The organism is Paenarthrobacter sp. TE3676 (assembly GCF_056279165.1).
The window spans coordinates 214,906-241,606 of sequence record NZ_JBWBQU010000007.1 but is presented as its reverse complement, the minus strand read 5'-3'; the positions used below and the strand labels follow the sequence as shown (position 1 = coordinate 241,606).

26 protein-coding genes are annotated in these 26,701 nt (G+C 63.1%); 11 read left to right on the top strand and 15 right to left on the bottom strand.

Features of this window, described 5'->3' with window-relative positions; all coding sequences use genetic code 11:
- Positions 1–20: 20 nt before the first annotated feature.
- Together ACZ881_RS17660 and ACZ881_RS17655 are read right to left on the bottom strand one after the other, a co-directional pair.
- Positions 21–818, bottom strand: coding sequence for a glycerophosphodiester phosphodiesterase family protein (locus tag ACZ881_RS17660; protein ID WP_476117371.1), 798 nt, complete (start codon positions 816–818; stop codon positions 21–23).
- A 13-nt stretch (positions 819–831) separates the two neighbouring features.
- On the bottom strand, positions 832–1,104 hold the full coding sequence (locus tag ACZ881_RS17655) for a hypothetical protein (RefSeq protein ID WP_420179571.1): 273 nt from the start codon (positions 1,102–1,104) through the stop codon (positions 832–834).
- A 136-nt stretch (positions 1,105–1,240) separates the two neighbouring features.
- Between ACZ881_RS17655 and ACZ881_RS17650 the strand changes: the two genes are divergently transcribed.
- Both ACZ881_RS17650 and ACZ881_RS17645 read left to right on the top strand, forming a co-directional pair.
- Positions 1,241–2,107 (top strand): SDR family oxidoreductase, encoded by an 867-nt coding sequence (locus ACZ881_RS17650; RefSeq protein ID WP_476117369.1) that lies wholly within the window; start codon positions 1,241–1,243, stop codon positions 2,105–2,107.
- A complete protein-coding gene (locus tag ACZ881_RS17645; RefSeq protein ID WP_476117367.1) occupies positions 2,104–3,033 on the top strand; it encodes a methyltransferase family protein in 930 nt (309 codons plus the stop codon). The genes ACZ881_RS17650 and ACZ881_RS17645 overlap by 4 nt, the downstream gene beginning before the upstream one ends.
- Here ACZ881_RS17645 and ACZ881_RS17640 read toward each other — a convergent pair.
- Positions 3,030–3,839, bottom strand: a complete 810-nt coding sequence (locus tag ACZ881_RS17640; protein WP_091464375.1) for an HAD family hydrolase — start codon at positions 3,837–3,839, stop codon at positions 3,030–3,032. The two genes, ACZ881_RS17645 and ACZ881_RS17640, sit on opposite strands and share 4 nt — an antisense overlap.
- Positions 3,840–3,909: 70 nt before the next feature.
- Here ACZ881_RS17640 and ACZ881_RS17635 point away from each other — a divergent pair, with 70 nt between their 5' ends.
- Positions 3,910–4,971 (top strand): glutathione S-transferase family protein, encoded by a 1,062-nt coding sequence (locus tag ACZ881_RS17635; protein ID WP_476117365.1) that lies wholly within the window; start codon positions 3,910–3,912, stop codon positions 4,969–4,971.
- Between the two features lie 6 nt (positions 4,972–4,977).
- Here ACZ881_RS17635 and ACZ881_RS17630 read toward each other — a convergent pair whose 3' ends face one another.
- Together ACZ881_RS17630 and ACZ881_RS17625 are read right to left on the bottom strand one after the other, a co-directional pair.
- A complete protein-coding gene (locus tag ACZ881_RS17630; protein WP_476117363.1) occupies positions 4,978–5,916 on the bottom strand; it encodes a carbohydrate kinase family protein in 939 nt (312 codons plus the stop codon).
- Positions 5,917–5,955: 39 nt separating this feature from the next.
- The gene (locus ACZ881_RS17625) at positions 5,956–6,777 is read right to left on the bottom strand and encodes an alpha/beta hydrolase fold domain-containing protein (RefSeq protein WP_476117361.1); all 822 of its coding nucleotides are present in this window, start codon (positions 6,775–6,777) and stop codon (positions 5,956–5,958) included.
- Between the two features lie 110 nt (positions 6,778–6,887).
- Between ACZ881_RS17625 and ACZ881_RS17620 the strand changes: the two genes are divergently transcribed.
- The 3 genes from ACZ881_RS17620 (at position 6,888) to ACZ881_RS17610 (ending at position 10,673) form a co-directional block, all read left to right on the top strand.
- Complete coding sequence (locus tag ACZ881_RS17620) at positions 6,888–7,994, top strand: GTP pyrophosphokinase (protein WP_091464366.1); 1,107 nt, start codon at positions 6,888–6,890, stop codon at positions 7,992–7,994.
- A 22-nt stretch (positions 7,995–8,016) separates the two neighbouring features.
- A complete protein-coding gene (locus ACZ881_RS17615) occupies positions 8,017–9,513 on the top strand; it encodes a SulP family inorganic anion transporter (protein ID WP_476117359.1) in 1,497 nt (498 codons plus the stop codon).
- Positions 9,514–9,677: 164 nt separating this feature from the next.
- The gene (locus tag ACZ881_RS17610) at positions 9,678–10,673 is read left to right on the top strand and encodes a bile acid:sodium symporter family protein (protein WP_476117357.1); all 996 of its coding nucleotides are present in this window, start codon (positions 9,678–9,680) and stop codon (positions 10,671–10,673) included.
- Here the strand turns inward: ACZ881_RS17610 and ACZ881_RS17605 are convergent, their stop codons facing one another.
- Entirely contained in the window at positions 10,674–11,678 is a 1,005-nt protein-coding gene (locus tag ACZ881_RS17605; protein ID WP_476117355.1) for a LacI family DNA-binding transcriptional regulator, read from the bottom strand.
- A 128-nt stretch (positions 11,679–11,806) separates the two neighbouring features.
- Between ACZ881_RS17605 and ACZ881_RS17600 the strand changes: the two genes are divergently transcribed.
- The gene (locus tag ACZ881_RS17600) at positions 11,807–13,060 is read left to right on the top strand and encodes a D-arabinono-1,4-lactone oxidase (RefSeq protein WP_476117353.1); all 1,254 of its coding nucleotides are present in this window, start codon (positions 11,807–11,809) and stop codon (positions 13,058–13,060) included.
- 69 nt (positions 13,061–13,129) lie between these two features.
- Here ACZ881_RS17600 and ACZ881_RS17595 read toward each other — a convergent pair whose 3' ends face one another.
- From ACZ881_RS17595 to ACZ881_RS17580, 4 genes are read right to left on the bottom strand one after another with little or no spacing between them, the layout of a single operon-like run.
- On the bottom strand, positions 13,130–14,893 hold the full coding sequence (locus ACZ881_RS17595) for an acetyl/propionyl/methylcrotonyl-CoA carboxylase subunit alpha (RefSeq protein ID WP_476117351.1): 1,764 nt from the start codon (positions 14,891–14,893) through the stop codon (positions 13,130–13,132).
- Between the two features lie 7 nt (positions 14,894–14,900).
- Positions 14,901–16,583: a 5-oxoprolinase subunit B/C family protein gene (locus ACZ881_RS17590; protein ID WP_476117350.1), complete on the bottom strand. Its 1,683-nt coding sequence runs from the start codon at positions 16,581–16,583 to the stop codon at positions 14,901–14,903.
- Positions 16,584–16,589: 6 nt separating this feature from the next.
- Positions 16,590–17,939, bottom strand: coding sequence for an MFS transporter (locus tag ACZ881_RS17585; protein WP_476117349.1), 1,350 nt, complete (start codon positions 17,937–17,939; stop codon positions 16,590–16,592).
- Between the two features lie 46 nt (positions 17,940–17,985).
- Positions 17,986–18,744, bottom strand: coding sequence for a LamB/YcsF family protein (locus ACZ881_RS17580; RefSeq protein WP_476117347.1), 759 nt, complete (start codon positions 18,742–18,744; stop codon positions 17,986–17,988).
- A 109-nt stretch (positions 18,745–18,853) separates the two neighbouring features.
- On the opposite strand from ACZ881_RS17580, the gene ACZ881_RS17575 reads away from it, so the two are divergent.
- Complete coding sequence (locus ACZ881_RS17575) at positions 18,854–19,552, top strand: GntR family transcriptional regulator (protein WP_476117345.1); 699 nt, start codon at positions 18,854–18,856, stop codon at positions 19,550–19,552.
- Here the strand turns inward: ACZ881_RS17575 and ACZ881_RS17570 are convergent, their stop codons facing one another.
- Entirely contained in the window at positions 19,553–20,278 is a 726-nt protein-coding gene (locus tag ACZ881_RS17570; RefSeq protein ID WP_179018038.1) for a LysR family substrate-binding domain-containing protein, read from the bottom strand. It lies immediately after the preceding gene.
- A gap of 33 nt (positions 20,279–20,311) precedes the next feature.
- Between ACZ881_RS17570 and ACZ881_RS17565 the strand changes: the two genes are divergently transcribed.
- On the top strand, positions 20,312–20,761 hold the full coding sequence (locus ACZ881_RS17565; protein WP_062072297.1) for a DUF5997 family protein: 450 nt from the start codon (positions 20,312–20,314) through the stop codon (positions 20,759–20,761).
- A 68-nt stretch (positions 20,762–20,829) separates the two neighbouring features.
- On the opposite strand, the gene ACZ881_RS17560 is transcribed toward ACZ881_RS17565, so the two are convergent.
- Complete coding sequence (locus ACZ881_RS17560) at positions 20,830–21,213, bottom strand: VOC family protein (RefSeq protein WP_026005658.1); 384 nt, start codon at positions 21,211–21,213, stop codon at positions 20,830–20,832.
- Positions 21,214–21,380: 167 nt separating this feature from the next.
- Here ACZ881_RS17560 and ACZ881_RS17555 point away from each other — a divergent pair, with 167 nt between their 5' ends.
- Positions 21,381–21,944: a hypothetical protein gene (locus ACZ881_RS17555; RefSeq protein WP_476117342.1), complete on the top strand. Its 564-nt coding sequence runs from the start codon at positions 21,381–21,383 to the stop codon at positions 21,942–21,944.
- 69 nt (positions 21,945–22,013) lie between these two features.
- Here ACZ881_RS17555 and ACZ881_RS17550 read toward each other — a convergent pair whose 3' ends face one another.
- The 3 genes from ACZ881_RS17550 to ACZ881_RS17540 all read right to left on the bottom strand — a co-directional run bounded on the left by ACZ881_RS17550 (position 22,014) and on the right by ACZ881_RS17540 (position 25,915).
- On the bottom strand, positions 22,014–23,519 hold the full coding sequence (locus tag ACZ881_RS17550; protein WP_091464338.1) for an APC family permease: 1,506 nt from the start codon (positions 23,517–23,519) through the stop codon (positions 22,014–22,016).
- A 23-nt stretch (positions 23,520–23,542) separates the two neighbouring features.
- Positions 23,543–24,403 (bottom strand): universal stress protein, encoded by an 861-nt coding sequence (locus tag ACZ881_RS17545; RefSeq protein WP_476117340.1) that lies wholly within the window; start codon positions 24,401–24,403, stop codon positions 23,543–23,545.
- Between the two features lie 84 nt (positions 24,404–24,487).
- Positions 24,488–25,915 (bottom strand): flavin monoamine oxidase family protein, encoded by a 1,428-nt coding sequence (locus ACZ881_RS17540; protein WP_476117338.1) that lies wholly within the window; start codon positions 25,913–25,915, stop codon positions 24,488–24,490.
- Between the two features lie 55 nt (positions 25,916–25,970).
- On the opposite strand from ACZ881_RS17540, the gene ACZ881_RS17535 reads away from it, so the two are divergent.
- A complete protein-coding gene (locus tag ACZ881_RS17535; RefSeq protein WP_476117336.1) occupies positions 25,971–26,699 on the top strand; it encodes a TetR/AcrR family transcriptional regulator in 729 nt (242 codons plus the stop codon).
- Positions 26,700–26,701 lie beyond the last annotated feature (2 nt).

Here is a 26,701-nt window from a genome sequence, read left to right as displayed (position 1 = left end):
ATGCCAACTCGGCGCGGGGTTTAAACCCACTGGCCCCTGCGCACCAGGACTTCCTTGAGAAGGTCGAGCCGGTCGGACACGATTCCGTCCACGCCAAGGTCCAGCAGTCGTTCCATTTCCACAGGATCGTTGACCGTCCACACATGGACCTGCCTGTCGCACCGGTGCGCGCGCCGGATGAAACCGGGCGTCACCACGGGAAACCGCCCGTAGCGGACAGGAACTTGGAAGACGTCGACGCCGGAGAGCAGCTTGCGAGCCAAAGGAACCGGAAGCACAGGGCCGAGAAGGACGAAGAGCGCGGTCAGGGAGCTGCCCGCAGAGGAAGCCACACGACGGGAGAGCTTGGAAAGGACTGCCCGGCGGCGCCTGTCCGAGAAGCTGGTGACCAAAACCCGGTCATGGACGCCATGCTTTTCGATCGCCGCAGCCATCGGGCCCACGGAGTTCCAGTCTTTAACGTCCAAGTTCAGTCGGACCTGGGGCAGGGCAGAAACCAGCTCATCGAAGGTGGGGACGGGCTCCACTCCACCGATTCGGGCAGCCGCAACTTGGGCGGCGGTCAGCTCCGAAACCTTGCCGATGGAATCAGTCACACGGTCCAGGGAAGAATCGTGGAAAACGAGCAGTACGCCGTCGGACGTCGTGTGGACGTCCGTTTCAAGATGGACAGTTCCGAGCTCCACTGCCGCTTGGAATGCAGCCATGGAATTCTCCAAGCCATCCAAGGAGAAACCTCGGTGGGCGAAGGCCAAAGGCCCCACCGAACCGTCCTTGCGAAGGAAATAGGGCAGCATCACTCCCGTAGCGTAGCCCATGGCAGGGGCGCGGTTAGCTCTCCTGCGGGACCGCCGCCGTCGTCGATTGCGGAACGATCGTCACGCCGTCGCTGACGTGCACCAATGTCCGGCCGCGACCGCCGTCGAGCTCTACCCACACCGCGGTGGCATCGCCGGTAACGGCATCCACCACGCCAGCTGACTCGAAACCCGGCGTCAGCGTGACGTTGACACGATCGCCCTGGCGAAGCGAACGCCAGTGATGATCCGGTTCGATGCGCCGCAATGGAGCGGTATTGACGTTGTTGATCCGACGCTTAGCCATGGTTCCCCCTACAAGTTCAATGAGACAGATAAACCGTGCGAACGGGTCTTGGCTGGAAGCCTACGGCCGTAAGTTGAACGCCGGTTGTATGGAAGCTGGGAACCAGATGACACTGCGGGACTGACAAACTGGGGGCATGACTGTGTTGATAGCCGGCTGCGGCGACCTTGGAACGGAAGTTGGACTGCGCTTCGCAGCTGCGGGCCATAATGTGGTTGGCCTGCGCCGGTCCCCCGACAAGCTACCCGCGGACATCAGGGGCATGTTCGCGGACCTCTCCGTCGCAGTGCCGGAACTGCCGGAGGACGTGGACATTGTTGTTGTGGCTATCGCCGCAGACACGTCCACAGAAGAGGCCTATCGCGCGGCGTACTTGAACGGCGTGAAGAACGTGCTGGACGCACTGGAACGGCAGTCCATCGAGCCGCAGCGGATCCTGTTCGTCTCCTCAACGGCTGTGTATAGGGATTCCGGCGGAGCTGTTGTGGATGAGTCCACGCCCACGGAGCCCACACGGTTCAGCGGCAGGGTACTGGTGGAAGCCGAAGACCTGTTGTTCAGCCGGACGCTGGGGACCAAAACCCGGCCCATCTCCTTAAGGCTGGGCGGAATCTACGGACCTGGACGCACCCGGCTGATCGATCAGGTCCGCAGCGGCACGGCCGTCATCCCTTCCCAGCCCCGGCATACCAACCGCGTTCACCGGGACGACGCCGCGGCCATGATCGTGCACCTCACCACCATGGAAGCGGTTCCTGATCCCGTCTACGTGGGCGTCGATGACTACGCGGCGGAAATGGGCGACGTCATGCGGTTCCTCGCCTCTGAAATGGGATGCCCTGAACCCCCGACGGCGGCACCTGGGAACGCGTCCGACGCCGGCCCGGGCGACAAGCGCTGTTCCAATAAACGCCTGCGGGCGACAGGTTTCGAATTCACCTTTCCCACTTACAAGGAGGGCTACCGCGCTTTGCTGGCCGGTGAGGGCGTGCGGCACCCGTGAATCGCGAGGCTCCTACCGCTGCGCGGGCGCAAGCGTGGGGCCGGATCTACTTCGCTGTCCAAGCCGTGGCCGGGCTGGCGTGGTGGGTGGGAGTTTTCCTGTCACCGGCCATTCGGACGGCCACTCTCGGCGGCCTGGACCCGGTCGCCGTAGCCGCCTTCGACATTCCCTTGTTCGTCATCGCCTCGGGTGTCGCAGCGTTCGGCGTCAGGGCTGCGGCCGTGGTGGCCGCTGGTTGGACTGGCCTCGTTGCTGTCGCCTTGGCCATCTACGCAACAATCACTACCGCAGCGGGGTGGGGCGTCCTGATCATGTTGGCCGCCGCCGCTTGTTCACTGATTGCGCTGTTCTTTGTGGTGCAGGGCCGTGTCCCTACGGAGTTGATCGTGCGGGGACCCTTTGCGTTCCGTCCGGCGTCCAACCGTCGCAGTACTGCAGCCAACGTGGGGGCAACCATGGGGCAGTTGATCCTCTTCTGGGGTTTCTTCCTGGTGGTTCTTCCGTCAGCCATTTGGTGGATCGAGCAGCGGTGGAACGTTTCCTTGCCGTTTCCCTCCGCCGCACCGCCCGCCGGTTTCATGGTGCTGGTGCTCGCCAGTTCCCTCGGGATCGCTTCCGCGGTGACCATGTCCTCTGCCGGAGGCGGAACCCCTTTGCCCTCCGCCATGCCCAACCGCTTGGTCATCGCCGGGCCGTATAAGTGGGTTCGGAATCCCATGGCCGTGGCAGGCATCTCCCAAGGAGCAGCTGTGGGGCTGATGCTGAGTTCGTGGCTGGTGGTTGCCTACGCGGTCATTGGTTCGCTTCTGTGGAATTACGCTGTGAGGCCACACGAAGAAGCCGACCTGGAACGTCGGTTTGGCACCGAGTTCCAGCGATACCGCGACTCAGTGCGCTGCTGGATTCCGCGCCTCCGAGGAAACTAGACCCGCTGCTCCGTGAGCTTCGCCTCGAGAATCTGGGCCACGCCGTCGTCGTCGAAATGCGGCGCCTGCTGCCCGGCGGCGAGGATGGCCTCCGGGTGGCCGCTGGCCATCGCGTAACCGTGACCGGCCCAGCGCAGCATTTCGATGTCGTTGGGCATGTCACCGAACGCCACGACGTCAGCGGCTTCGATACCCAGCGATTCGGCGTACTTGGCCAGCGTGACAGCCTTATTGATGCCCGGAACGGACATCTCCAGCATTGCCGTCCGTGGCGCCGAATGCGTGGTGCTCACCAAATGCGCGACGGCCGGCTGCACTTCAGCCAGGAACTCGTCCGGCGTACCCTTGCGGGTGATCGCCAGGAACTTTACGACGGCGTCATCCGCCGTGAGCGTCTCGGCCAGCGGCGCGGGGGTGAACTCAGCGAGCAGCTCGCTGGTTTCGTTCTCGATGAAGCCCGGCTCAAGCTGGAAGCCCGTGAGAGTCTCCACAGCGAACAGGGCATCGGGCCTGATGGACTTGATGATGCGGCGTGCTTCAAAGACGGATTCGGCATCCAGAACGCACGAGGACAGGGCCTTCTCGGTTTCGAGATCCCACACCACTGCGCCGTTGGAACAGATCACGATTCCGCTGTGACCCAGCTGCTCCTGGAGCGGATACAACCAGCGCGGCGGACGACCCGTGACGAAGACGAGTTCCACCCCTGCGTCGCGGCACGCCTGGAATGCCTTGATGGTCCGGTCACTGATTTTGCCGTCGTGACCGAGGATGGTGCCGTCAATATCGCTTGCTACGAGCCGCATCAGGCCAGTCTACGTGGGCCCACGGCCCACAAGGTCGCGCGGTTCGGGGAGCGCGGCATAGTGTGAAGTCATGAGTGAGAAGACCAGCGAAGTCGAAGAACACAGCACCCGCGGGGCGTACGTCACCGGCGACGAGTTCACCCGGGACACCAACTACATCGAGGACCGCATCACCCGGGACGGTGCCGCCGGACCGAACGGCGAGCCCGGCTGGCCCGTGGAGCCGGGGCGCTACCGGTTGATTGCAGCCCGGGCTTGCCCGTGGGCCAACCGTGCCGTGATCGTACGCAGGCTTCTTGGCCTGGAGGACGTCATCAGCCTCGGCCAGCCCGGCCCCACCCACGACGCCCGATCCTGGACCTTCGATTTGGATCCGGATGGCGTGGATCCCGTGCTGGGCATCGAGCGACTGCAGGAAGCATTCTTCCGCCGTTTCCCGGACTACCCTCGCGGAATCACTGTTCCGGCCATGGTGGACGTCCCCAGCGGCGCAGTGGTGACCAACAACTTCCCCCAAATCACGCTGGACTTCTCTACTGAATGGACAGAGTTCCACCGCCCGGGAGCGCCACAGCTGTACCCGGAGCACCTGCGCGAGGAAATCGACCAGGTCAACAAGCGCGTGTTCACCGAGGTCAACAATGGCGTTTACAGGTGCGGCTTCGCCGGATCCCAGGAAGCGTACGAGGCGGCCTACACCCGTCTGTGGAATGCCTTGGACTGGCTGGAGGAGCGCCTAGCGAACCAGCGGTACCTCGTGGGTGATTCGATCACCGAGGCCGACGTCCGGCTCTTCACCACCTTGGCGCGCTTCGATGCCGTCTATCACGGCCACTTCAAGTGCAACCGCAACAAACTCAGCGAGATGCCGGCATTGTGGGCCTACGCCAGGGACCTGTTCCAGACACCGGGATTCGGGGACACCATCGATTTCGTGCAGATCAAGCAGCACTACTACATGGTGCACGAGGATATTAACCCCACCAAGATTGTCCCCGTGGGCCCGGACCTATCCGGATGGCTTACTGATCACGGACGGGAATCCCTCGGCGGAAGCCCCTTCGGCGACGGCACTCCGCCAGGCCCGGTGATAGCGGGCGAGGAAGTGGCTGCAGGGCACGGGGCCGGCTGAGCAGCTTTACTTATGCGCTCCGTGGTTGAGCTCCGCCCGCGTGGGCGGATTCGCACCGGCCCGTGACACCGTCACGGCAGCCGCACGTGTTGCGTGATCCATGATTGCTGCCAGGGTTTCTGCAGGCATTGCCCTCAAAGCGCCACGGTTCTGCGCGCCGTCCAGCCCGTGATCCACAATCGCGGACAGGAGCCCCGCCATGAACGAATCGCCCGCGCCCACTGTGTCCACAACGTTCACGGATGGTGCGGGAACCTGAGTTTCACCGGCCCTCGTTGCGCCCCACGGGCCACGTGAACCACGTGTGACCACCACCAGGGCGGGACCCTCAGCACCACCCAAGGTCAGCCAGCGACGCGCGGATTCCACCGGATCGACGCCGGGATACAGCCATTCAAGGTCCTCGTCCGAGGCCTTCACGACGTCGGAAACCACCACAAAGCGCTCGGCTTGCGTTCGCGCGTACTCGACATCCGTGATGATGCTGGGACGGCAGTTCGGGTCGAAGCTGATAGTGCTGCTCGGGTGGGCATGCTCGACGGCGGCAAGCACCTCTGCGGCGCCAGGCTCCAGGAAGGTGGCAATGGAGCCTGTGTGCAGCAGGGTGGAGCCTTGCAGCATGAGCGGCAACCGACCGGCGAGTCCGGGCAGCTCCCAGGCGAGGTCGAAAGCGTAGGTGGCGGCTCCGTCGTCGTCGATCTGCGCGGTGGCCACGCTGGTTGGCTTCTCGTCCGGCGGCAGCGGCACCATCACGGAACTCGAGCGCAAGTGCGCGGCAACGGAATCACCGTAGGCGTCCCGGCCGTAGCGACCGATGAACTGCACCGGATGGTCCAAGCGGGCCAACCCGACGGCAACGTTCAGGGGGCTCCCGCCTACGTGGGCTTCGATTCCCGAGGAACGTTGAACGACGTCGACAAGGGCCTCACCAATGACTGTCAGCATGGGACCACTCTGCCAGAGGCTGGCCCCACGAACCACAGATTACGAGAGCAGCCGTTGCACCAGTTCACGGCATTTCTTGTACGCCACGGCCTTGGGGTCGATGAGGTCGAAGTGGTCGCCAGGGACGCGCAGCAGCTGGGCTGCACTTCCTGCCGCCGTTGCCGCCGCGACATACGCTTCGGACTGGCTTGCAGGAACGTCCTCATCGTCTGTGGCGTGCACGGCATAGATGGGGACATCGATGGGCAGTGAACTCATGGGGTCGGCGTATTTATGCCGTTTGGGGAATCTATGCGAATCCCCGCCCATGAGATTGCAGACGGCGCCGTTGCTGAGGTTTAGCTTCTCCGCTGCCGCAAGGTTCAGGAGGCCTGACTGGCTGACGACGCCGGTCAGGTGGACGGCGTTATCCTCAGGGCTGCGCTGGAGCTGGCGGTCGGCGTCGGGCGTTCCAATGGAGGAGAGCTTCTGCCGGCCCGCAGCCCAGACAGCCAAGTGGCCGCCGGCCGAGTGACCGAGCGCCACTACTTTGCCAAGTTGGAGGTCGTGGTCACCCGCGATCTCGGACAGATGGTCGATGCCGGCCAGGATGTCCTCGAAAGTATGGGGCCAACCACCACCATTACCGGCCCGCCGGTACTCGAGGTTCCAGGCGGTAATCCCGTGCGCTGCGAGGTCGCGCGCCAAGGGCTCACCGAGCTCAGCGCCGTACTGTGAGCGCCAATATCCGCCATGGATCACAACGGCGATTCCACCGGCGACGCTGGACGCGCCGCGATGGTTTCCGTTGGACGGTTCAGGTATGAAGAGTTCGCCCCACTGACTGGGGTGTTCGCCGTAGCTGTACTTGTGCCGCAACATTGCGCCCTCCTTTGTACTGAGCCTATCGTGACGTTTCGGAAGTTTGGCTAGAGGCACCCCGACGGCGGGTGGCTCAGTTGAGTGTCGGACCCGCCCCGTAAGCTGGGGGCATGGCAAGCAATTGGGACAGCCTGGACCAGGCTCAGCGCGACGCAGTGGATGCGAATGTGGCGCTCTATGAGCGTGTTCGCCCCGCCCTGAAGCGGGTCACGCGCGATGTGCTGCTCACTTTGCGTGACATGTTGAACGACGCAGAGGTCACCCCTTTGTTTGTCACTGGACGGACCAAAACGGTCGAGTCGTTCCGCGAAAAGATTTCCCGTACGGATGATCCCTTGGAGCCGGGCGGGCCGCGTGTGCTCAAGTTTCCGGACCCGTTCCGCACCTTGAACGACATGGTGGGCATCCGCGTCATCACCAAGCTACCCGCGGAAAACGCTGCGGTGGCCAACATCATCAAGCGCCAGCGGCAACTCTTCGATTGCCGTGGCGACCGCGAGAAGGACATTGGTTCCATTGAGTCAGGAACCTATGGCTATTCCAGCCGCCACCTCATTCTGCGCACCATCCAGAACGAGGCCGTGAAGGAATACCAGCACGTCTTCAACCCGGAGATGCCTGCCAATGGCAGCTATTTCTTCGAGTGCCAGATCCGCACCGTGTTTGCGCACGCCTGGAGCGAGATCGAGCACGATATTCGCTTTAAGGCCGAAGACCCGCGGGCCTGGACGCCGCATTTCGACCGCCAGTTCACGGCCACCGCGGCCATGTTGGAAACCGTGGAGAGCGCCTTCGCCGATCTTCACGAACGCTACGAGGAAGTCCGCGGCTACTGGGATCTCGAGGGCGATGGCGGCATGCCGCTGACACCCAACCGGGTCCGGGACGTCTGGCGGACGCTTCTGCCGCACGTTGACCGTAAAGTTGATGACGACTGGGGATGGGCTGCCGAACTGCTCGCCGCCCACGGACTCACCAAGACCGTGGAGCTTGCGGGTCTGCTGAGCGCCAACCGAATCACCGAGGTCCGCAAGGCCCTGGACCACCGCTACTCCCCCGGCCCGGACCGCCTCCTGGATGACCTCCTGCTGTGGCAGTACGGAACCGAACACATTGATCTCACCGCTGAGGCGCCCGACGTCGTCCCGCACCCGCGGCGCGACAGCCTCCAGCGGCGCCTTAAGCAGATTGAGCGCTACCGACAGACTGCGCCCTAGGACAACTGCACTGTAAGGACCCATGACTCCCGAGCAACTTATGTCACTGCGGGCGACCTTCCGCTCGCCCCGCCGCCTGCTGACGGAATCCCTTGCGGGACTCGTGGTGGCTTTGGCTTTGATCCCCGAGGCGATCGCGTTCTCGGTGATCGCCGGGGTGGATCCGCGCATCGGCCTCTTCGCGTCCTTCACCATGGGCGTGGTCACTGCCATCGTGGGCGGGCGGCCGGCCATGATCTCCGCGGCCACCGGTGCCGTGGCCTTGGTAATCGCACCGGTGATGAAAGAACACGGGCTGGATTATCTGATTGCCACGATCATCCTGGCTGGTATTTTCCAGATCATCCTGGCAGTCCTGGGCGTCACCAAGCTGATGCGCTTCATCCCGAGGTCCGTCATGATCGGCTTCGTGAACGCCCTGGCCATCCTGGTATTTATGTCCCAGATGCCCGAGCTCTTCAACGTGCCGTGGATGGTCTATCCGATTGTCATTGTGGGCTTGGTGATCGTGTTCGGGCTGCCCCGCATCACCACGGCCATTCCTGCACCGTTGGTGGCAATCGTGGCCATCACCCTGGTTACCGTGCTCGGCAACATCGATGTTCCGACAGTCAGCGACAAGGGAGAACTCCCCGACAGCCTGCCCGGAGTCTTCCTGCCGAACGTTCCCCTGAGCCTGGAGACGTTCCAGATCATTGCGCCCTTCGCCCTGTCCATGGCGCTGGTGGGCCTGCTCGAATCGCTGATGACAGCCAAGCTGGTGGACGACATCACGGACACACGTTCCAACAAGACGCGCGTTTCCTGGGGCCAGGGTGCCGCGAACATTGTCACGGGCTTCCTTGGTGGTCTGGGTGGTTGCGCAGTAATCGGCCAAACCATGATCAACGTCAAGGGCTCAGGGGCTCGCAGCCGGCTCTCCACGTTCCTGGCCGGCGTGTTCCTGCTGGTGCTGGTGGTGGTCCTGGGCGATGTTGTGGGCCAGATCCCCATGGCCGCTCTCGTGGCCGTGATGATCTTCGTCTCGCTGATCACCTTCGACTGGCACTCCGTCCGCATCTCAACGCTCAAGCGTCTGCCGAAGTCCGAGACCGCGGTCATGCTCATCACCGTTGCCGCCGTGGTGGTGACGCACAACCTCGCGGTGGGTGTCGGCGTCGGCGTCTTGACCGCCATGGTGCTGTTTGCTCGCCGGGTGGCCCACTTCGCAACTGTGGAGCGGACGGAACTCGAGCTCAACGGCGAAGTTGTCGCGACGTACACAGTGGACGGTGAATTGTTCTTTGCCTCGTCCAATGACCTGTACACGCAGTTCGACTACGCGAAAGATTCCTCAGAAGGCATAGATCGAGTGATCATCGATCTGCATGGCTCGCACATCTGGGACGCCTCAACGGTGGCAGTGCTGGATTCCGTGACCGAGAAGTACCGGAATCACGGCCGTGAGGTGGAGTTCATAGGACTCAACGAGGCCAGTGTTCGTATGCGCGAACGGCTGGCCGGCAAGCTCAACTCCTAACACCGTTCCGCACACCCAACTAGGTAACAGCAAATGTTCCAATGAACCCTCAGTGGCGCGTTTACTGTTACCTACTTGGGTACGAGCAGCCGTCATCTGACATATACGCTCCCCTGCAAGTAAAGAATTAGTGGCGGCTACGGTGCGAGTGTGAGCATGGATGAATGCTTGAGGCAACCAATTCACCAGCGAAAACCGAAGAACCCACTGCGCCCGTCAATGCAGCGCTTGCAGCTGAAGCCAAGATTGCGCGTATCGCGGTCACAGTGTTCCCGCTGTTGGTGGTGGTTGCAGGCATGCTGGGGTTCCTCATCCCGGACCTCTTCAAACCGATGGGCGTCGCGGTTCCCTACCTGCTTGGCGTCATTATGTTCTGTATGGGCCTCACGCTGACCCCGCCGGACTTCGCTTCGGTGGCCCGGCGTCCGTGGGCTGTGGCCCTCGGCATCGTGGCGCATTATGTGATCATGCCCGGCGCTGGATGGCTCATTGCCGTGCTCCTGCAGTTGCCACCCGAGCTGGCAGTTGGCCTGATTCTGGTCGGCTGCGCGCCCTCCGGCACCGCCTCCAACGTCATGGCGTTCCTGGCCAAGGGGGACGTTGCTCTCTCTGTAGCTGTTGCCTCGGTCTCCACGTTGATCGCGCCGATTGTGACCCCGGCGCTGACTCTCTTCCTGGCCGGATCCTTCCTTCACATTGATGCCGGCGCCATGGTTATGGACATCGTCAAGACAGTCCTGCTGCCGGTGATCGCGGGCCTGTTGGCTCGACTCTTCCTGTCGAAGCTCGTCGCAAAGGTTCTCCCGGCGCTTCCGTGGGCGTCCGCCGTCGTGATTTCACTGATCGTGGCGATCGTCGTGGCCGGTAGCGCCAGCAAGATCGTTGCCGCGGGCGCGATTGTGTTCCTGGCGGTAGTCCTCCACAACGGTTTCGGCCTGGGCCTCGGGTACTTGGCCGGCAAGCTCGGCCGTCTGGACGACAAAGCACGCCGGGCCTTGGCATTCGAGGTGGGAATGCAAAACTCGGGCCTTGCCGCGACGTTGGCCACCGCACACTTCAGCCCCCTGGCAGCGCTGCCGTCGGCCGTGTTCTCGCTGTGGCACAACATCTCGGGTGCGATCGTGGCCGCTTGGCTGGCACGGTGTCCACTGAAGGACTAGCTAGCCCTCCGTCGTGCCGCGGCGGTGCAGCTTCCACGGTGACGTAACCCGGATGCCCTCGGCCGGGGTGGTTCCCGCCAACCGGTCCAGCAGCATCCGGACAACCTGCTCGAAGATCGGGTCAGGCCCAACAGTCGTCAGAGCCGGGTCGTAGTCCTGGCCCTCGGTGGAATTCCCGACGCCGACGATCTGGATGTCCTCGGGGACACGGAGGCCAAGGCGGTAGGCGGCACGGATCGCCTGCAGCGCTTCCATGTCGTCGGTGCAGAGGATGGCCGTGGGTCGGTCCGGGAGTTGGAGCAATTCCAGGGCGGACTGATAGGCAGTGGCCGGGCGGTGATGTGAGGTCCTAACCAAGGACGTGTCCAAGGGAATGCCCGCCTTCTCCAGCCCGGCTGCGTAGGCGGCAAAGCGGCTCTTGGGTCGCCCAGCCGGGTCAGCTCTCCGGATGCAGGCAATTCTGCGGTGCGACGCCGTGAGGAATTCCATGCAGTCCGCGAGCCCGGACTCGGTCTCGGGGGCAAGGACATCGAACCCAGCAGGCTTCATGGTGCCTGAGATAACTACTTGGGCCACGCCGCGGCGGGCCAATTCAGTGAGTGCTTCGTCCTCGGACTTTGCTTCAGGGAAGTAGCCAATGATGACGCCGTCGGCGCCCCCGGACATCATGAACTTCCGCCAATCGTCGCCCAGCAGGATCACCGGTTGGTAGCCGTGCTGCGGCAGGATGTCGGCAGCGGCAGTGGCGAGTGCGCGATCCCAAGGCCATTCAAGGTTTCCGATTGCCACGGCAACCACGTCCGTTTTGCCGCGACGCATTCCCCGCGCGGCTTGATTGGGCACGTAACCCAGTTCCTTGACCGCTGCCAGAACCCGGTCCTGCGTGGGCTGGCTGATCCGGGTAGTGCCGCCATGACGGCCGGAAAGCACATAGGAGACAGTGGTCAGTGATACGTCCGCCGCCATCGCAACATCCCGGATGGTGGGTTTGGATCCCTTACTCACGTTGCGACTCCTGGTAGACAGCGGATTTCTTGAACTCTATCCCCAACCGCGGTGGACTCCCCTTGACGCAATTAGTTGTGAACGTTAACAATTGCGGGAGTCTACAAATACAAGCGGGAGATCATTCGATGAAGAACTGGGCAGGAAATCTTGAGTATTCGTCTGCGGACGTCCAGCGGCCCACAACTGTGGAGCAGCTGCGCGAGCTTGTAGCTCAGGCGACGCGGATCAGGGCCCTGGGTTCCCGGCACTCCTTCAACACGGTCGCCGACACCGACGGTACCCACCTCCTGCTCGATGCCCTCCCCCAGGAAGTTGTTTTGGACGCCGCGAAGGGCACCGTCAAAGTCAGCGGTGGCATCAGCTACGGAGCCCTCGGCCGCGCGCTTGAGGAACAGGGATACGCCATCCACAACCTCGCCTCCCTCCCACACATCTCCGTCGCGGGTGCCATCCAAACCGGCACGCACGGCAGTGGAGTCAACAACCCCTCCCTGGCTGCCGCCGTCGTTAATGTTGACCTGGTGCGCGCCTCCGGCGAGCTGGTGACCCTTACAGCGGACGACGACGAATTCCTCGCCAGTGTGGTGGGAATGGGCGCACTTGGCATCGTCACAGGGCTGGAACTCGCGGTCCGGCCGAGCTACGAGGTACGACAGCGCGTGCTCACCAACTTGTCCTGGGAGGGCGCACTGGCGAACTTCCAGGCCATCGCTTCGAGTGCTTACAGCGTCAGCTTCTTCACCGATTACACCGGCGACACCATTCCCCAGGTTTGGCTCAAGGCACTGGACACTGAAGCTCCGCTGCCTGACCTGTTTGGGGCAGCCGCTGCAACGGCTGCCATGCATCCCTTGCCGGACATGTCCGCGGAGAACTGCACCGAGCAGCTGGATGTGGCCGGCAAGTGGCTTGACCGTTTGCCGCACTTCCGCCACGAATTCACGCCCAGCAACGGCGAGGAGCTGCAAAGCGAGTTCCTCCTGCCGCTGGAACAGGCGCCGGCCGCGCTGCAGGCTGTCCGGCGACTGGCCGACAAGCTCGCACCGCTCCTGTTCGTCTCCGAAATCCGCACCGTGGCCGCTGATGAGTTCTGGCTTAGCCCCTTCTACCAGCAGCAAAGCGTGGCACTCCACTTCACGTGGAAGCCGCTGCAAGCCGAGGTAGAAGCGGTGCTCCCGGAGCTCGAGGAAGCCCTCCGTCCGTTCGGTGCGCGCCCGCACTGGGGCAAACTGTTCACGCCCAGCCAGTACGACTTCGCTTCCCTCTATCCGCGGTTCGAGGATTTCCGAGCTTTGGTTCAGGCCAATGACCCCAATGGGAAGTTCCGCAATGAGCTGCTGGACAGCGTGCTGGGAATCTCCGCGGCGACGCACGCCTAGCTTCGTTGCTGCCCCGCTATCTCGTTGCTGCCAGCCGTGAAATAGCGGGTTAGCGACGGGCTACTGCTGCTACTCGATATGAGCCAGCACGGCGCCGGCTGTGACCACTCCGCCAGGCTCTGACAACACCTCGGAGAGAGTGCCTGAACGGTGTGCCGAGACCTGGGTCTCCATCTTCATGGCCTCCAGGACCACCAAAGGATCCCCGGCTGCTACGTCAGTGCCGGGTTCCACCAGCCACTTCACTACCGTCCCGGCCATGCTGGAGACGAGGGCTGATTCTGCGGGAGAGTCGCCGGTGCCTGAGCCGGAACCCGGCGCATCGGTCGGAGTCGTAAAAGCCGGAATGCCCTGCCCCGAACGAGCCCAGCCGTCCAGGAGGTCCGCGGGAAGTCCTACGGCGAGCCGCTTGCCGTCCACATCAATGGTGATGGTGCGTCGCTCCCCTTCCGGGGCGGCCACGTTGTATTCGGGGTCCACAGGGATCTGGTCTGCGAAGTCCGTCTCGATCCACCGGGTGTGAACCCGCATTCCGGCAACGGACGTGAAATCTTCGGATTCAAGGACCGCGCGGTGGAACGGCAGGACCGTCGCGAGCCCCCTGATATTGATTTCGGCCAGGGCACGCCGCGAGCGGCGAAGGGCCTGCTGCCGGTCAGCGCCAGTGACGATCAGCTTGGCCAACAAAGAATCGAATTGCGGCGCGACAAACGAGCCCGAACGAACTCCGGTGTCTACGCGGATTCCCGGGCCTGTTGGCACCTCAAAGAGTTCCACTGTCCCCGGGGAGGGCAGGAATCCGCGGCCCACGTCCTCAGCGTTGATGCGGAACTCGAAGGAGTGTCCTCGGGCGACGGGATCTTCCGTAATGCTCAGTGGCAAGCCTGCAGCAATTCGGAACTGCTCTTGGACGAGGTCGATCCCTGCAGTTTCCTCAGTGATGGGGTGCTCAACCTGGAGGCGGGTGTTGACCTCAAGGAAGGCCACTGCTCCGTCAGCGGAGACCAGGAACTCCACGGTTCCGGCACCGTAATAGCCGGCTTCACGCACAATTGCTTTCGCACCGTCGTAAATTTGCTGGCGTTGCGTGTCACTGAGGAAGGGTGCGGGGGCCTCTTCCACGAGCTTCTGGTGGCGACGTTGGAGGGAGCAGTCGCGGGTGCCCACCACAACAACGTTGCCGAGCTTGTCCGCGATGATCTGAGCTTCCACATGCCGAGGCCGGTCAAGGTACTGCTCCACGAAGCACTCGCCACGACCAAAGGCAGCCACTGCTTCCCGGACTGCAGAATCGAAGGCCTCTTCCACTTCGGCGAGCTCCCGAACCACCTTCAAACCCCGGCCGCCGCCGCCGAAAGCAGCCTTGATGGCAAGTGGAAGTCCGTGTTCCTCCGCGAAGGCCCGGGCTTCCGCAGCCGAGGACACTGGTCCGTCGCTGCCCGCAACCAACGGAGCACCTGCACGGACAGCGATTTCGCGAGCCGTGATCTTGTTACCCAACTGGCGGATCGATTCCGGTGAGGGACCGATCCACTCAAGTCCGGCGTCGAGCACTGCTTGTGCAAAGTCCGCGTTCTCGGAAAGGAAACCGTACCCGGGGTGGACGGCGTCTGCGCCGGACTCCGCCGCAACGGCAAGCAGCTTCGTGATGTTCAAATAGGTGTCAGCCGGCGAGTTTCCGCCCAGGCTGAAGGCTTCGTCGGCAGCACCAACGTGCATGGCATCGGCATCGATGTCTGCGTAAACGGCGACTGAGAGGATGCCGGCGTCGTCACAGGCTCGGGCGACGCGGACAGCGATTTCGCCGCGGTTCGCGATCAGGACCTTGCGCATCAAATACTCACTTCTCTGGGGTCTTCGTAAAAGGCGTGATGAACTCTGGGGAATCCGGGACGAGCCGGAAGCGGATCTTTCCGCCAATGGGGACCTGCGCGGCGAGATCAAGGTGCTCGTCGCGCACCACGCCGATCACGGGGTATCCGCCGGTGATGGGGTGGTCCGCCAGGAAGAGCACGGGCAGTCCCGCGGGTGGGATCTGGAGCGCTCCCGCCATGGTGCCCTCGCTGGGAAGCTCACCCTGGCGGGTTCGCTTCAGCGGGGTGCCATCCAATCGCATGCCCACACGGTTGGACTGCGGAGTGACCAGCCATTCCTGGTTGCAGAGGGAATCCAGGGCTTCCTGGTCGAACCAGTCGGCACGCGGCCCGGGAACGACGTCGAGAACAGTGACTCCGTCCCCCGGGAATTCAGGTTGCAACTCAGGACTGCCAACAGCCGTGGATGCCGTAGTGCCACCCACAGCCAGGACCTGCTTGACTACCAATGGTGCCGGCCCGATGCCGGACATCGTGTCCGCCGAGCGACTACCCAGCACCTCCGCGACGTCCACGCCGCCACGGATCGCCACATAATTCCGGAACCCCGACTCCGGAGCACCCAAGGTGAGTACTTCGCCGTCGAGCAATGCGAAGGGTGCGGCCATCGGGGCGGTTCGCTTCGCACCCGACTGGACGTCGTCGGTGGCCCCGTCACCGGACTCAAACCACGACGGCGAATCAATAGTCAGCGTGGTTGGCGCACCTGTCACAGCAATCACCTGGTCGCCAACAGCTTCCACCGTGAGCCCGCCACTGACGGATTCGATGGCCGCGGCAGAAGAAGCGTTGCCGACAAGCCGGTTGGCCCGCCGCAACGATGCCCTGTCCAGCGCACCGGCAGCAGAGACACCTAGTGGACCGTAGCCTCGGCGCCCGAGATCTTGGATCAGGCTCTGCGCACCGGGATTGAGAATCCGAAGACCGGACTCAACGTGATGCTCCTTTTCGGGTTCACGCGCCGGGGCGTCACCGCTCGATGGTGCTTTAGCTGTCACCACTTCGCGGACGGCCCGGTACTGCACGCGATCGCCAGGACGAACCAATGCAGGTTGGGAACGGTCCAGATCCCACATCCGGGCCCCTGTCCGGCCGATCAGCTGCCAACCTCCCGGAGAACGGCGTGGGTAGACGGCGGAGTATTGTCCACCGAGAGCCACGGATCCGGCGGGCACCGCCGTGCGCGGTGAAGAGCGGCGGGGAACCGTGAGGGCCTCATTTTCACCCACCATGTAGCCAAAACCGGGTGCGAAGCCAGCAAAGGCCACTGTCCAGATTTGTCCCGTGTGCGCGGCTATGACGCCGTCCACGCTCAGCCCGGTGAGCTCCGCAACATCGGCGAGGTCGTCGCCGTCGTACACGGTATCGATGACCACAAGACCAGAGTCGCTGGCGATCAGCGGAGCAAGCTCCAACTCCAGGAGCCGTGCGCCAATGGCACGGGTTGCAGCCGCCGACTCGCCGACCACCATGACAGTTTCCGCGGCGGCCAGAACGTCCACTTGGCCGGGAAGCGGGGACTTGTAGAGCATGTCCTGAAGGGCAAGGACATCCTGCAGGCTGTTCAGTTCGGCCAGGACGGCACGGGTGCCGACGGGCCTGACAGAGCGAACCCTTTTCGCGGTGGCGGTTTGCATCACGGTTTCCATCTTTCGCTACGCCGCCGGCTGAGCGTGCGTCCCCTGCACCAAACGGACATCTTCTTCCGGCTTGGGGTCACGGCCGAGGAGCATGCCCACGATCGTGACAACAGCTGCGACGAGGATGTATACGGCGATCAGGTACCAGCCGCCGCCAGCGGCACCGTAGAGCGCTGTGAAGATGATGGGAGCAACGGCTCCACCGATCACACCAGCCAGGGTGTATGCCAAGGAACTGCCGGCGTAGCGAAGGCGGGCCGGGAACTGCTCGGTGATGAATGCGGCCTGCGGGCCATACATGAAGGCGTGGAGTGCCAAGCCAATGACGGTACCGATGGTCAGCATGGCTACGGACTTGCCCTGAATCATCAGGAAGAACAGCGGGATATAGGCTGCGGTAGCAGCGGCCGCGATGCCGTAGACCCAGCGACGGTTGAAGCGGTCCGTCATTGCACCTGCCGCCGGGATCAGGAACAGCTGGAAAGCCGAGCCGATCAGGATGGCGGACAGCACGTTGCCGGTGGTCATGCCCAGTTCTTTGGTTGCATAAACAGCGACGAAAACCGTGAACAGGGCATAAAGGATATCCGGGCAAACACGTGAGAGCGCTGCTGCGACCAAGGCCTTGGGCTGGGTGGTGAAGACTTCCTTGATGGGAGCCTTGGGACGATCTCCGTGGGCCTGGATGGCCTTGAAGACCGGCGTTTCCTCAAGCTTGAGTCGGATGATCAGGCCGAAGACCACCAAGAGTGCAGAGGCCAGGAAGGCTACGCGCCAGCCCCAGGAGAGGAAGGCCTCTTCGCTGAGGGAAGCGGCAAGAATGGCAAGAACGCCGTTGGCCATGAGGTTGCCGGCGGGCGGGCCGATCTGGGCCGCGGAGGACCAGAATCCGCGCTTGTTGGGGTCACCGAATTCGCTGGAAAGCAGCACTGCGCCGCCCCATTCGCCGCCAACGCCAATGCCCTGCGCCAAACGCAGCAGCACAAGGATGGTGGGTGCTGCGACTCCAATCACTGAGTAGTCAGGCAGTGCACCGATGAGGACCGTAGCCACGCCGATCAGGACGAGGGTGAAGACCAGAACGTATTTACGGCCGATCTTGTCGCCCAGGCGGCCGAAGATGACGCCACCAATCGGTCGGGCCAGGTATCCAACCGCGAAGGCCGAGAAGGACAGCAGCAACGCGACGAATTCGTCATTGCCCGGGAAGAAGATCTTGGGGAACACGAGGGCCGAGGCCACCGAGTAAATAGCGAAGTCGTAGTACTCAAGCGACGTGCCGGTGAGGCTGGCGACGTACGCCTTGATGGCACCGGGCGGCGGCTTCCTTGTCGCTGCCTTGGGTGCATTGTTGGTGCTGGTCATGATGTCCTCCGGGGGGATGAGGGATGGTGCGGGGAGCCCAAGTGGGCTAGAGGAACGAGCCGACTCCGACGCCGGCATCGCTCAGAGCAGACTTCACAGCGGTGGCCATCGCGACGGCACCGGGTGAGTCACCATGCACGCAGATACTCTCTGCGCGGATTTTAAGGAGGGAACCGTCGATGGTTCTGACGGCTTGTTCAGTGGCCATTCGCAGGACGTGCTCTGCTACTTCGGCTGGATCGTGCAACACGGCCCCGGCTTGGGAGCGCGAGACGAGCGTTCCGTCCGGGTTGTAAGCGCGGTCCGCGAATGCTTCGGAAACGCCCCGAAGGCCTGCTTCCTCCGCGAGGCGCAGGACTTCGGAACCGGGGAGGCCAAGAATCGGAAGGTTGGGGTCAACCGATTTCACGGCCTCCACCACAGCGCGGGCCTGGGCAGTGTGCTTGACGATCGCGTTGTAGAGGCCGCCATGCGGTTTCACGTACTGAACGCTGGCTCCCCTGGTGGCCGCCAACGCCTGCAGCGCGCCAATCTGATAAACCACGTCATCAGCCAGTTCCATGGGGTCGATGTCCATGAAGCGGCGGCCGAATCCCGCGAGGTCGCGGTAGCCGACATGGGCGCCAATAACGACGCCGGCCTTGGCCGCCTTTTCGCAGGTGCTGCGGATGACGCTGGGGTCGCCAGCATGGAATCCACACGCAACGTTGGCACTGGAGACTGACTCGAACATGGCTTCGTCATCGCCGAGTGTCCAGCGCCCGAAGGACTCGCCGACGTCGCTGTTCAAATCGATGATTGCCATGATGTGATCCCTGCCTCGTGATGTGCGTTACATCCAGCATGCACCATTTCGCCGGATTGTTCAACGATCCAGCGATCCTGGTTTTGGGCGATCGTGTATTTTTGGTGTCATGGCCAGTGCAGATCAGGGAAGAAACGAACATGTTGGCCTTGATAGCGCGCGGGCCCGGGTACGGATGAAAGTTCCGTCCGTTGCCGAGAGGGTCGCCGAGGAACTGCGCTACCAGCTGGCCGAAGGTTTTCTTGTCCCGGGCGCCAAGCTGACCGAAGCCACCATTGCTGAGGACCTGGGCGTCTCCCGGAACACGGTCCGCGAAGCATTCGCCGAGCTGGCCGGGGAGCGGTTACTTCTCCGCCAGCCCAATAAGGGCGTTTTTGTAGCCACCCTCGAAGCAGGCGACATCCACGACGTTTACACGGTTCGCCGCGCCATAGAGGTCAGTTCTATCCGAGCGGGTGGGTCCCCGGAGCGCATTGGCGCCGTCAGGTCCGCCGTCGAAGAAGGTAAGCGCGCGGCTGCAGCCAACGACAACGAGGGCCTGGGCAGCGCCAACCAGCATTTCCACGGGGCCATCGTCGCCTTGGCCGAGAGCAACCGGTTGAACACAATCATGGCGCAGATCCTGGCCGAAATGCGGCTCTACTTCCACAAGGCCACCATGAACGCCCACTTCTACAGCGATTGGCTGAAGGAAAATGAGCAGATCTGCTCAGCATTGGAAGCGGGCGAGCTGGAGCGTGCCGGGGACCTTCTCCTGGCCTACCTCAACCGTTCAGAGCAGCAACAAAGCGCCATCCACGGCGAGTAGTCAGCGTTTGCCCTTCTTGCGTGAACCCTTGCCGCGACCTTTGTCCGGGTTCGGGGCGTAGCGCTGCGCAACCGCGGGCTTTTTGGGGCCACCGCCACGACGATCAGGCTTGGGCTCCTTCTTGGGCTTTTCCTGCTGAGCCGAGGGTTGGCGCGAACTCTGGGCTGTCCGCCCGCGCACTATTCCTATGAACTCTTCGATCACCGGGCTGTCGGTTCCAACCAGCCAGGCCAGGCCGATCTGCGTCCCCGGAGCCCCTGTCAGACGACGCATGACCGTGTCCTTCACGTTCAGGTGCCGCGCAACGGACATCGGCAGGATCGCCAACCCGGCGCCGGATGCGACCACCTGGAGGGCCATGTCCGGCCCGCCCATTTCGTCAATATCCAGGAAGTTCTCCTCGGCGAGGTCGTCCAGTGCAACTTCCTCAAACACCGAAATCTCGTGTCCTTTGGGAGCGACCACCACGGGCTGCTCTTCATACAAAGGGATAACGTTCAGGCCTTCGCGGTCCACGGGCAACCGAACGAAGCTGAGGTCAGCGGAACCGTCACGCAACACCGAAACCTGAGCGGCGTCGTCGGACATGAATGAGTGCAACGGGAAGTTGGGCATCCGTTCTTCCCACCGTCGGATCCATTTCCCAGGAGTCACACCGGCAACATAGGCGAAGCGGAGGCCGGCAAGGGGTTCGGTTGTTTCGGCGGAATCTTCAGCGTCTGGCACACACTCACAGTACCGGCCAGATACCCTTGAAGCATGACGTCCTCGAACTCCCAGTCCATGAAGCCGGCAACAGTTGCCAAGAAACTCGGCATCTACCTGCCCGCAACACCCCAGGAGTTCCAGGATTCGTCCATCTCCCGCGAGGAATTCGCCGAACTTCAGGCCAACCCGCCGGAGTGGCTCGCCGAACTGCGCCGCAACGGCCCTCACCCGCGCCCGGTAGTCGCGCACAAGCTCAACATCTCCATCAGCGGCCTGGCCCGCGGCGGCGTAGAGGATGCGCTTACGACGGCGGAAATCACCGAGCTGCTGCAGGCTCCGCCGCAGTGGCTGGTCACCGAACGCGCCACACACGCTGCTGTCCGCTCCGAAGCGCAGCGCGTCAAGGACGAAGCTGCCAAGAAGGCCGCCACCAAGGAAGCAAGGGACAACGCTGCCGCAAAGCGTGATGCTCCGAAGACCTCCAAGCGCGATCACGCGTAGTTTTCACGAACTGTGGCCGGGACCTGCGTCCCGGCCACAGTTGTTTAAGGCCGGGTGCCTAAACCGGGCTAGTCCTGGTGCAGCTGAATGAAGTTGCCACAGCCGTCGTCGAAGACTGCGCTGACGCCTGAAGGGTCCTCGGAGGGTTCACCTTGGAACGTCACACCGGCGGCAAGCAAACGCTCATACTCGGCCTGGACATCGGGCACGCCGAAGGTGATGGCAGCCAGGCCGGACTCGTGCAGGGCGTTCATGTAATTCGAGGCGATGGGGTTGTCGCTGGGCTCCAGCAGCAGGCCGGGTGAACTGCTGTTGTCCGCGCCGGGATCCTTGATGATGAAAAGGTTGTACTCGGGCATGGCCATTAAGGTCTCGAAGCCGAGCGTCTCCGTGTAGAAGACGTGGGCTGCTGCGGGGTCCTTGACATGGATGCTGCACATTTTCAGTCTCATGCGCCCAAGGCTACGCCCGGGGTCCGACAGTGTCCCGGGCAGAGGACACCCGCATCCGGACAATTCACCTGTGCGCGCGGTGATGAATTGTCCCGTGGAAGGTGTCGCCCAAGCAGACACTGCCGCATACTGAATTCAAAGCAGCGAATTCGCCTGGAGGTGGTCCGATGCCCGCCATGATGCTCCTGTGGGGTGTAGCTCTGGTTCTTGCAACCGCAGCAACCACGTATGTCCTGCACAGGAAACTGACACGCGGCCGCGGCCCGGAGCCGGACGGGCTCTTTTGGGACGTGTTCGGCGGGTTCGTTGTCATAGCGCCCGCCATTCTGGTCCCTGCCGTGCAATGGGCACCGGCCGGGCTCATCATGGTTTTCGTCGGCATCGCCACTGCGGCAGGAACGCTGTTAAGCATCCGCAAAGTGGAACGCATCCACGCAGCTGAGCCCCGCCGTCGTGCTGGTTTCCCGGACGACGCAGCCCGCCACGAAAGGATCCTTGAGCAGTGGCGCCAGTACGAGCTCGATCCTGCGCGGACCATCGATTTTCCGGCCATGACCGACGTCAGGACTGCCGAAACAGCGGCTCTTACGCGGGCCATGCGCGAGGCGGATTACTGCAAGGTGACAGCAGGAACTGACTACCGTGCCGCCGTCGAGCGACTCGCGGAAGCCCTCACGGCAGCCGAACGGGCAGCGGGCGTCCCAACGGCCGCCCTCCCCTCGCCCAGATGACACTTAATAACCATCCCAGCGAGCAACATTGGCATTAAATGCCACCTCGGCGGGAGGTCGGGACAAAAACTACAGAACCTTGCCCTTGAAGAACTCAGGACGCAGGCGATACATCACCAACATGACCACCACGCCGAGCAAGATCACGCCCATTCCCAGCACGAACACCAGGCCCACACCGCCAACGGACGAGCCCGAGCCATACTCCGGGTCCATCGAGTCCATGGCGGTCTTCACGAACATGACCAGCAGGATCACGCCGCCCAACAAAGGTGCCAGGAACTTGAAGAAGAACGGACGGACGCCACTAAACGCTGATGCCCGGAAGAACCAGACGCAGGCCAGGGCGGTGATGCCGTAGTAGAAGCAGATCATCATTCCCAAGGCGGTGATGGTGTCCCACAGCGCGTTCTCCGACACGGTCCGGGTGATCACGTAGAAACCGGCGGCAGCGATCGCAGCCGCGATCGTCGCGAAGCTGGGCGACTTGTAGGTGGGGCTAATACGGCCAAAGCGCGGCGAGATGGCGCGGTAGTGACCCATGGCCAGCATGGTGCGCGCCGGTGAAACGAACGTCGACTGCAGGGAGGCCGCCGAGCTGCTCAGGATGGCGAGCGACATGAGGATGGCGAACGGACCCATCACGGGACCGGCAAGCACGGCGAAGATACTGGACTGGTTCTCCGGGTTGCCGGCACCCAATCCGGTCTCCCCCACGCCCGCGAAGGAGAGCGTAGCCAGTGCAATGGTCATGTAGATGATCACGATGACCAGCACAGTGATGGTCGCTGCCCGGCCTGGGGTCTTCTCGGGATTCTTCGTCTCCTCGTTCATGGTGAGGGTGACGTCCCACCCCCAGTAAATGAAGATCGAGAGCGACACACCCGCGGCGAACGAGGAGAAGGAGTCCACGGCAAACGGGTTGAACCAGTCGGGCGAAATGGCGGTGGCGTCGAAGGCCGTCCCGTTGGATACGTGCACGAACGCTGAGACGGCGAACCAGCCGAGGACCAGCAGTTGGAAGGCCACCAGCACGTACTGGACGCCTTTGGTGGTCTCCATGCCGCGATAGGAAATCCAGCAAGCCAAGGCAATGAACACCAGCGTGGTGGCGATGTTCAGCGGCAGGATCTTGCTGAGCTCCCCTAGCTCCGGGTTACTGAAAATCTGCGCGAGCATCAGGTAGAAGAAGTCCACGGCGACGGCGGCGAGGTTGGATAGCACGATGATGGTTGCCGCGATCAGCCCCCAGCCGCCCATCCAGCCGATCCATGGACCAAAGGCGCGCGTCGCCCACGTGAAGGAGGTGCCGGCGTCGGGCATTGCGTTGTTCAGTTCGCGGTACCCGAGCGCTACCAGCAGCATGGGGATGAAGCCCACCAGGAAGATGGCGGGCAGATGGACGCCAACCTCGGACACGGTGGGGCCCAAGGCAGCTGTAAGCGTGTAAGCGGGTGCGATGCAGGAAACACCAATCACGACGGCGCCGATCAGGCCCACCGATCCGGCTTTCAGCCCCTTTTCACTCAGGGATGGTGTTTCTTTCGACTGGACCGTCTTTGGTGCAGTTGACATGGGTTTTGCCTCTCAGGCGATTGCTAGGAGCTTTGTCGCGTGTAGTCGCGGGGGACCACGATCATGGGGACGGGGAGGGCACGCAGGATCCGGTTGGCGGTGCTGCCAAGGAATGTGGCCCGGTGCTGGGCCAGGCGGCTGGAGCCGATCAACAGGATTTCGCCGTCTTCCCAGTCGAGTCGGTCAACGGCTTCTTCGATGGTGCGGCCCTGCGCGACGACGATCTCAGGATCCGGCGTCTCCACAGCAGAACCTCCGACGGCGGCAAGCCGCTCTGCGGCATGCATCCAGGCCGCGTCGGCCAACCCAGGCGAGTTACCGCCGTCGAGCGCCAACAGCGAGACGAGCCGCAACGGAAGGCCACGGTCGCGCGCGGACTCGACCGCGACGTCGAGCAGTTCATCAGCGCCCGGACGCGTCCCAAAACCGCAGCTCAAACGGGTGATCGGCTCCGTCCGCTGGTAACCGTGGGGGGCCAAAACGACCGGAACCGGCGACGAATGGAGCAGCGAACCCGCAACGGAGCCGATGGTGAACCGCTTGAACAGGCCACCGTTGGTTGCGCCGATGACCAGGGCCGCGGCGTCCATCTCCACGGCAGCGTCGATCAACGCCTGCGCTTCGGAGTCGCCGCGCCTGATGTGGGCACGGGCGGTGACGTCGGCTGGAACCAGCGCAAGGCCTTCGTCCAACCAGCGCTGCGCCTGCTCGTTGAGGATGTCGTTGTAGCCGGCCTCAGGCGGGTAGACGGCATTGAAGGGGGAATCCTGCGGGATCACCAGGACCAGGTCCAGGCTGACATCGTGGTTCCTGGCCAGCGCAACGGCAAGATGAACGGCGTCGTGCCCCCTCGCGTTGGCGGTATAACCCACTACGTAGCGCATGGTGGTCCCTTTCTCGTCTTAAACAGTGGAGCCGGCAGGCCGGGGATGGTGCTCCCCCAGCCTGCCGGTTTAGTGCTGTATGCCTTAGGCGACAGGCACCGCGGCGAGCCTGTTGGCCTCGACGATGCGGGCGGCCGTTGCCTGGCCCATGCGGACGGCGCCATCCACGTGCTGGTAGCCCTCGGCTGCCAAGTCGGATGAGGACCAGTAAATCGGTCCGACGTTCGCGTGCTGGTCCTTGCCGTAGCGGTGCAGGCCACCGAGGTCGTAGCTGGAGGCGTACGCGCCGCGGGTCCACTCTTCGGAGCCCCAGTCGGACTCGTAGTAGACCTCGGGGGTGAGCGCCTTGTCGCCGAGGAAGCCGGCGATGGACTCGAGGATGGCCTTCTTGCGGTCTTCGGCGCTGAGCTCGAACACGGCGTCAGCCTTTTCGTCGGACACGAAGCCCACCAAGGTGCCGCGGGTGTCGCCGTGGTTGGTGTTGTCGTAGACCTCCTGGACCAGCGCGCCTGCGCTGAAGCCCGTGCCGGATAGCCCTTCTTCGCGCCAGAACGGTGTGTCGTACACGGCGTGGACCTTGATGACCAGGCCCAGCGACTGGTGCTGGTGCATCTGGTGCTGGCGGCGCGGCAGCGGCGGCTCAAACGAGACGCGGGAGTACAGATTCGGCGGCACTGCCATGATCACGAACCGCGCATTGACGGTTGCCTGTTCAGACACGACAGTCACGTTGTTGTCGTCCCACTTGATGGTGCGAACCGGGCTGTTAAGTACGACGTCGTCACCCAGCTCTGCTGCCTGCAGCAGCGAGACCTGCTGCATGCCCCCGATGACGCGCTTGTCCAGGATGAAGTCTTCGTCCGTCAGGTGGCTGAAGGACCCGGCTGAGGCTGCCATGAGGACTGCCTGCAGTGCGGAGAAAGCGTGAGCCGGCTTGGTCAGCATGCCGCCGGCGATGAAGAGGCCGATGTTGTTGCAGGCTTCCTCGTCGTTGGAGTTCTGGCGGAGCCAGTGGTGGAAGGAGATGGTGTCCAGCTCACGTGCCTTGGGGTGTGCCCAGGGCTCGGTGGGACCGATCTCGGCGGCGAGACCGTCCAAAATGGCAACAAGCTTGTCCATCTCGGCCTTGGTGGTTTCGTTCACGGGGAACGTGTCACCGGTGTACTGGGTGCGCTTGCCGTCTTCGCCGATGTAGACCGATTCACCGTCGCGGTAGCGCGAGTACATTTTCAGGCCGAGCTCGTCCAGCAGTTCCATGAGCACTGTCTGGTCGGGGGAAACCCACTGGCCGCCGATCTCCAGCATGGCGCCGTCGATGGTGTCGGTCCAGGTACGGCCGCCCACCCGGTCGCGTGCTTCGAGCACGGCAACGCTGAGTCCGGCCTTCTTCAATTCACGTGCCGCCGTCAGCCCTGACGGTCCGGCACCGACGATCACAACGTCGCGATCAAGATTTTGCATGATGTCCTCTCCGTGGCCGTCCGTGGTGGCTGACCAATAAATGAATGCCATTCATTTATCTCCATAGTAGCGTTGGAGACGCCCACTGTGAAGGCCCGATGGAATAATGCTGGGGAAACAGGCAGCAGAAAGGCCTCCGATGCCCGCACCAACGCCCGCCCCTTCCGCCCTCCCGGTCGGCTCTGTACGCCGCCGCGCCGGTCGACCGACGGCAGCGATCCTGGACCAAAACGGGATCACGACGGCCGCGCTTGAGTTGATCAGCAGCAAGGGTTACAACGGGCTCACTATGGCCGCCTTGGCACGCTCCCTTGGCGTCGCGCCGTCTGCGCTGTACAACCACGTGGGCTCCAAGGACGACGTATTACTGCTGGTGGAAGACCATTTGGCGGCGATGGTGGATGTCTCCGCTTTTGGCTCGGAACCATGGGATGTGGCAGTGCGTCGTTGGGCATGGTCCTACCGCGACGTGTTCTCGGAACATACGCCGCTGATACCCGTGATTGCAGTGCTTCCCGTGGCAAATGCCCCCAAAACCCTGGCGATGTACGAGGCCGTGACTGCGGGCTTCCGCGATGCCGGGTTCCCTGAAGAAAAGATCATCTCGGCGATTGTGGCTTTGGAGGCGTTCGTTTTCGGTGCCGCTTATGACGTCACCGCGCCGGAGGACATCTTCGACGCCGGCAGCCTCGCCGAGCAGGTCCCCAACTTCACCGCCGCCGTGGACCGGCTGGCTGCCGAGGAGCACGCTCGGCCGACCGACGTCGCATTCAACCTGGGACTTGAGGCTCTGATTACAGGGTTCGGGGCGCTGCGGGAAGCCGTTTCTGACTGACG

Coding starts and splice junctions, on each gene's coding strand:
- ACZ881_RS17660 (WP_476117371.1), bottom strand. CDS start 818: ATGGGCTACGCTACGGGAGTGATGCTGCCCTATTTCCTTCGCAAGGAC.
- ACZ881_RS17655 (WP_420179571.1), bottom strand. CDS start 1,104: ATGGCTAAGCGTCGGATCAACAACGTCAATACCGCTCCATTGCGGCGC.
- ACZ881_RS17650 (WP_476117369.1), top strand. CDS start 1,241: ATGACTGTGTTGATAGCCGGCTGCGGCGACCTTGGAACGGAAGTTGGA.
- ACZ881_RS17640 (WP_091464375.1), bottom strand. CDS start 3,839: ATGCGGCTCGTAGCAAGCGATATTGACGGCACCATCCTCGGTCACGAC.
- ACZ881_RS17635 (WP_476117365.1), top strand. CDS start 3,910: ATGAGTGAGAAGACCAGCGAAGTCGAAGAACACAGCACCCGCGGGGCG.
- ACZ881_RS17630 (WP_476117363.1), bottom strand. CDS start 5,916: ATGCTGACAGTCATTGGTGAGGCCCTTGTCGACGTCGTTCAACGTTCC.
- ACZ881_RS17625 (WP_476117361.1), bottom strand. CDS start 6,777: ATGTTGCGGCACAAGTACAGCTACGGCGAACACCCCAGTCAGTGGGGC.
- ACZ881_RS17620 (WP_091464366.1), top strand. CDS start 6,888: ATGGCAAGCAATTGGGACAGCCTGGACCAGGCTCAGCGCGACGCAGTG.
- ACZ881_RS17615 (WP_476117359.1), top strand. CDS start 8,017: ATGACTCCCGAGCAACTTATGTCACTGCGGGCGACCTTCCGCTCGCCC.
- ACZ881_RS17610 (WP_476117357.1), top strand. CDS start 9,678: ATGCTTGAGGCAACCAATTCACCAGCGAAAACCGAAGAACCCACTGCG.
- ACZ881_RS17600 (WP_476117353.1), top strand. CDS start 11,807: ATGAAGAACTGGGCAGGAAATCTTGAGTATTCGTCTGCGGACGTCCAG.
- ACZ881_RS17595 (WP_476117351.1), bottom strand. CDS start 14,893: ATGCGCAAGGTCCTGATCGCGAACCGCGGCGAAATCGCTGTCCGCGTC.
- ACZ881_RS17590 (WP_476117350.1), bottom strand. CDS start 16,583: ATGGAAACCGTGATGCAAACCGCCACCGCGAAAAGGGTTCGCTCTGTC.
- ACZ881_RS17585 (WP_476117349.1), bottom strand. CDS start 17,939: ATGACCAGCACCAACAATGCACCCAAGGCAGCGACAAGGAAGCCGCCG.
- ACZ881_RS17580 (WP_476117347.1), bottom strand. CDS start 18,744: ATGGCAATCATCGATTTGAACAGCGACGTCGGCGAGTCCTTCGGGCGC.
- ACZ881_RS17575 (WP_476117345.1), top strand. CDS start 18,854: ATGGCCAGTGCAGATCAGGGAAGAAACGAACATGTTGGCCTTGATAGC.
- ACZ881_RS17565 (WP_062072297.1), top strand. CDS start 20,312: ATGACGTCCTCGAACTCCCAGTCCATGAAGCCGGCAACAGTTGCCAAG.
- ACZ881_RS17560 (WP_026005658.1), bottom strand. CDS start 21,213: ATGAGACTGAAAATGTGCAGCATCCATGTCAAGGACCCCGCAGCAGCC.
- ACZ881_RS17555 (WP_476117342.1), top strand. CDS start 21,381: ATGCCCGCCATGATGCTCCTGTGGGGTGTAGCTCTGGTTCTTGCAACC.
- ACZ881_RS17550 (WP_091464338.1), bottom strand. CDS start 23,519: ATGTCAACTGCACCAAAGACGGTCCAGTCGAAAGAAACACCATCCCTG.
- ACZ881_RS17545 (WP_476117340.1), bottom strand. CDS start 24,403: ATGCGCTACGTAGTGGGTTATACCGCCAACGCGAGGGGGCACGACGCC.
- ACZ881_RS17540 (WP_476117338.1), bottom strand. CDS start 25,915: ATGGCATTCATTTATTGGTCAGCCACCACGGACGGCCACGGAGAGGAC.
- ACZ881_RS17535 (WP_476117336.1), top strand. CDS start 25,971: ATGCTGGGGAAACAGGCAGCAGAAAGGCCTCCGATGCCCGCACCAACG.